At 54.4% G+C, this 2432-nt stretch carries 1 protein-coding gene and 1 pseudogene; both read left to right on the forward strand.

Annotation, left to right across the window (positions count from 1 at the left end; translation table 11 throughout):
- The first annotated feature begins 260 nt into the window (after positions 1 to 260).
- Positions 261 to 1508 carry a plasmid recombination protein gene (locus JKK62_RS15460; protein ID WP_015517767.1) on the forward strand — a complete coding sequence of 416 codons (1248 nt, stop codon included), beginning with the start codon at positions 261 to 263 and terminating at the stop codon, positions 1506 to 1508.
- A 415-nt stretch (positions 1509 to 1923) separates the two neighbouring features.
- Positions 1924 to 2432, forward strand: a pseudogene (locus JKK62_RS15465) (hypothetical protein); the annotation flags it as partial.

Consider the following 2432-nt stretch of genomic DNA (forward strand, 5'->3'; position numbering starts at 1 on the left):
TCGGGGAGCCGTCCGCAGACGGCAGGGGCAGCGCCCCTCCGGAGCTGGCAGAGCAGCAGGCACGAGCCGGCAGTGAAGCAGCTCCGGCAACCCCTCCCCTTTAGGGGCGCAAAGCACTTTCACACCGCTGCACCGATGGGGTGGCGGTGTGAAAGTGCTTTTGCGTTACTTTCTCACCAGAAAGTAACAAAGAGGTTGTTTTTAGCGGAAATTTATGATAAAATAGAGGACGGAAGAATAAGCGGAAAGAGGGCGATTTTATGGGAGTTACGATTTCGGGTATGACAGGTGCAGGGAGCATCCGGCACAACAACCGCAGCTTCTCAGCGGCGAATGTAGACCGGAGCCGGACGGAGCAGAACATTGTTTTCTGCAACGAGGATCTGAAGCAGGTCTATCATATGGTCTTTGATGAAGCTCTCGCAGCCTACAACGCAAAGAAAACCAAAACGAGAGATAAGATACCGGACTACTATGAGCATATCCGGCAGAGTAAACAGGAAAAGCTGTTCCATGAAGCGATCTTCCAGATCGGCAACATGAGCGACTGTGGGTGCGGTACGCCGGACGGAGAACGGGCGGCGGCAGCTCTGAAAGATTTTGCGGAGTCTTTTGCAGAACGCAACCCCCATCTGCGGGTGTTCAATATGGTGCTGCACATGGACGAGGCAACGCCCCATCTCCATGTCGATTTTATCCCTGTGGCAACGGAGCAGTCAAGAGGACTTTCTACAAGGGTATCTATGAAACAGGCATTGAAGCAGCAGGGGTTTGTCGGTGTCGGCAGAAAGCAGACCGAATGGGCGGCGTGGATGGAACGGGAGAAAGAAGCTCTGACGGAGATCGCCCAGCGGCACGATTTTGAAATTATCTCTCTCGGCACGAACAGACCGCACATGGACTTGCCGCAGTTCAAGGAAGCGGCTGCGAGGCTGGAAGCGGTGCAGCAGCAGACAGCGGCAGTAGAGCGGGAGGTTGCTGAGCTGGAACGGCAGCGGGACGCTCTGAAAGGCACTGTGCGGCTCTTAAAGGAGGCTGACAGGGTAAATGCACCCCTGCATGATATTCAGCCGGAAAAGACGCTCACAGGGGCAGTAAAGGGCGTGACGGTGGATCAGGTCGAGCAGCTAAAGAAAATGGCACTGCGCAGCGTGACGGATCGGCACAAGGTACAGGAGCTGACGGAGGAAAACACCCGTCTGCGGTCACAGGTGCCGTCCATGAAGAAGCGGCTGGAAGAAGCGCAGCGGCAGCAGAGGCTTGAACAGGAAAACCGGAGGCTGCGCGATGAAAACTATTATCTGCAATCCGAGCTGCAGGAGGAACGCAGCTTCACCGAGCGTCTGACGGACGGCATCGGTCGGATGCTGGACTTCTTGGAAGAACACTTGCCGGAGCGTCTGCGTCCTCTGCTTGAAAAGGCGAGGGAGCTGCTGCCCGATCCGGAGATTGGACAGCAGCAGGAGCAACAGCAGCACCAGCGAGGAATGGGCGGCATGGAGCTGTAAAAGAAGCCTGTCCGGAGGGCTTGAAAATCTCTTTCGGACAGGCTATAATAACAACTGAAAATAGGGAATTGCTGTATTGATAATCTAAGCCCCCTGTAAGGGTACTCCCAACCTATATTTTTTCTCTCTGAAAGGGAGAAAGTCGGAGGGGAAAAGGGGGGTGAGCGGAGGGGTGTTGGAAGTGTGGTAAACCTCGTTAGAGGTTTTCCAAGCCACTGTGGTAAACCCATCGGGTTTTCCATAGTGGCGGCACTTTCAATGCCCCGCAGCGAGGGGGAAAAGGGGGAGGTGACTTTCTCTTTAAGGCGGCGTAGCCGCCGCTCTTTTGCTCCCCCTTTTCCCCCTTCCCGCCCGCAGGCGATCCCCGCCGCAGCGGATTTTCTTTTTGGTACTTTTTCTTTTGTGAGGTGGTAATATGACCGAGAATTATCGAGGCTGCTACGAGTATTTGAGCGCACAATATCCGGAGGTCGGAGGCTATGAGTTTTATAAAGAGCTGTTTCCGGACAATGAGAACTCCGGAGAACGGCACACGGATTTTTCCCATCCGAACGCTGTGTATCTGTATCGGGACGAACAGAGCGAGGATAAGAAGCTCCGGCGCAGGAAGATGTATAACGACACATGGGAACAGGATTACATGGAGTTTGTCGAGGGGAACAGCCTTACTTTGTGCAGCGGTCTTGCATATCGCAGAAAGGAGAACAGGCTGGAGAACGCCCAGCGGATGTATGCTCTGATCTTCGATCTGGATGGCGTAGGTCTTGCCGAGCTGCGCAACCTCTTTCTGCGCTTTGGCGGCGATCCGGAGCGAGTGCGCCGGTTGCCGATGCCGACTTTCCTTGTTCTGTCGGGGACAGGGCTGCATATCTACTATGTTTTCCAGCAGCCGATTGACCTATACCCGAATATAAAAATTCAGCT

It is taken from the genome of Ruminococcus difficilis, from assembly GCF_016680995.1.